3 pseudogenes are annotated in these 2,611 nt (G+C 75.3%); all 3 read right to left on the reverse strand.

The features are described from left to right. Positions 1-1,352: pseudogene (locus D3105_RS33535) on the reverse strand (hypothetical protein); the annotation flags it as partial. A gap of 65 nt (positions 1,353-1,417) precedes the next feature. Then, positions 1,418-2,059: pseudogene (locus D3105_RS36170) on the reverse strand (hypothetical protein); the annotation flags it as partial. Positions 2,060-2,141: 82 nt separating this feature from the next. Beyond that, positions 2,142-2,540: pseudogene (locus D3105_RS36175) on the reverse strand (hypothetical protein); the annotation flags it as partial. Between the last annotated feature and the right edge of the window lie 71 nt (positions 2,541-2,611).

The following is a 2,611-nucleotide window of genomic DNA, read 5'->3' on the forward strand; positions in this document are numbered from 1 at the left end:
GCGGACTGTTCGGCGTCGCTGGCGGCGAGGGCCGCGAGGGCGGGGGCGGCGTCGCGTTCGGCCTCGCGGATGGCGGCGGCGACCCTGGCGGAGCGGTCGGCGGCGGCGCGGTGGCGCAGGACGGCTTCGGCGGCCTGCCAGGCGGCGTGCAGGGTGCGGGCCTCGACCAGCTCCTTGCGTCCGGCGGCGGCGCTCTTCTCGGCGGCGGTCAGGGCCAGCGAGGCGTGCCGGTAGGCCAGTTCGGCGGCGATCAGGGCGCGGCGGCCCCGGGTGGACTCGGCTTCGGTGACGGTGTGGGCGGCGGCGGTGACGCGTTCGGCCAGTTCGGCGGTGCGGCCGCGCTCCTCGGCGGCGCGGGCGGACAGGCGGCGGGCCAGGGTGCGGGTGCGTCGTTCGGCCCCGGCGTGGATGTCGCGGGCCCGGGCGCGGGTGTCGGTGGCCTCGACGATCCGGCCGAGGAGGTCGACGGAGCCCGCGGTGAAGTCGCGTTCGGCGGTCAGCTCGGCGCGGCGGCCCAGTTTGTTGCCGAAGCCGCTGACCAGGTCGGCGAGTCCGTCGGTGTCGCGGGTGTCGGTGACGGCGCGGAGCAGGAGGTCGGTGAAGTCGGAGTCCTTCTTCACCGCGAAGAGACCGGCGGCCTCGCCCTCGTCGGCATTCATCTCGCGCTGGTAGCGGAAGAGTTCGGGGTCGAGGCCGAGGTCGCCGAGGTGTTCGTTCCAGCGGTCGTGGATCTCTTCCCAGTGCACGTCGAGGTGGGCGTAGAACTTGCCCGCGTCCATCAGCGCGTCGCGGAAGCCCTTCATGGTGCGCCGCCTGCCGCGCGCCCCGGAGACGCCTTCGGCGGGGCGGCCCACGGCGGAGGCCTCGGCGACGGGCAGGCTGTCCAGGCTGAGCCCGGGTCCTGGGCGGAACGAATACCAGGCTTCGGCGAACTTGCGCGGGTCGTTGGAGACCTGGCGGCCCCGCCACTCGCTGACCTTGCCGACGACGACGCACTCACCGGTGAGGGTGTGCTGCCACTCCAGGGCGACGTGCCCGCAGTCGTCGGCGAGGAGGAACTTGCGCAGCACCCCGGAGCTGGCCCCGCCGAGGGTGTTGCGGTGGCCGGGGAGCATCACCGAGAAGATCAGCTTGAGCAGGACGGACTTGCCGCCGCCGTTCTCCAGGAAGAGGACGCCCGCGGGCGCGGGGCGGCGGGGCGGGCCGACCGGCTCCTCCTCGAAGAACTCCGCCTGGGCGGGCGCGGGGTTGGGGACGGGTGCGCCGACGCCGCGCAGGTCGAGGACGGTGTCGGCGTAGCGCGCACCGGCAGGCCCGATGGAGTAGAGGCGGACCCGGGACAACTCGTACATGGCGGCGGACTCTCGTCGTTCGGTGAGCGGGGGTGAAGCGGCGGGGGGGTGCGGGTCGGTCGGGGTCAGGAGTGGAAGGGCAGGCCCGCGTCGGCGGCCAGCTCCACGCTGTCGGGGTCGGGCGGCGGCAGCAGGGTGGCGGAGCCGTCGGTGACGGGGACGACGCCGAGTTCCAGCAGTTCGGCCATGGCGGCGCTGCCCGCGAGGTCCCGGACCTGGAGCTGGTAGCGGGCGGTGGTGCGGTAGGCGCCGCCCGCGTCGTCGCCGGTGCGCTGGAGGAAGCCGGAGTCGGTGAGGAAGGCGACGGCCTTGCCGATGATGCCGGTGGTGGATCCGGCGAGCCGACGGGCGTCCTTGGTGGCGCCGGTGGCGCTGCGGCGGGCGTAGATCCGCCAGCCGGCTTCGAGCCCGGGGGCGTCGCTGACGGGGTCGGTGTTGTCGCCCTGTTCCTCGGCGCGCTCCTCCAGCCGCCGGCAGGCCTGGCGGACGAATGCGTCGACACCGTTGACCGTGATGCGGCCGATGTACGCGTCGTCGGCGAGGTCCTCGGGGCGGGGGAAGGCGAGGGCGGCGACGGCGAGGTGGGCGAGGCCGTGCAGGAAGCGGTCGGCGGCGTCGGAGGAGGCTCGGCGGGCGTAGTCACCCATGCGGACGGCGAAGACGGAGTCCTCGCCCGCCGTGACGGCCATCCCGGCGCGCGGGGAGACNGCCGACGCCGTCGCCACCGGCCTCGGCCTCGTCGTCCTGGAGGTCTCCCCGCGCGCCGGGATGGCCGTCACGGCGGGCGTAGTCACCCATGCGGACGGCGAAGACGGAGTCCTCGCCCGCCGTGACGGCCATCCCGGCGCGCGGGGAGACCTCCAGGACGACGAGGCCGAGGCCGGTGGCGACGGCGTCGGCGAGCCGGGCGAAGGCGCTCTCCTCCCGGTAGCGCCGCAGCAGGTCGGCGTATTCGGCGTCGCGGGCGGGCAGCAGCTTGGGCTGGAGCCCGAAGGAGACGAGCCGGGCGGCGTCGGCGGCGTCGGCCGGGGTGACGGGGGTCTGTCCGGCCGGCTCGGCGGTGTGCGGAGAGCTGTGCGCGGTGTCGGGCCCGTATGTCGTGGAGGGAGCCCCGTACGTGGTGGAGGGGCCGGCGTGCGCGGAGGGCTCGGTCCACGCGTCGGGGTGCTCGGCGTCGTGGTCGCTCACGGCTGGGACTCCTCGGTACGGATGTGGTGCGGGTGCGGAGGGCGGGCGGGGCCGGGAGAGGCGGCGGAGGT

Source organism: Streptomyces globisporus, assembly GCF_003501885.1.
GTDB classification, from domain to species: domain Bacteria; phylum Actinomycetota; class Actinomycetes; order Streptomycetales; family Streptomycetaceae; genus Streptomyces; species Streptomyces globisporus_D.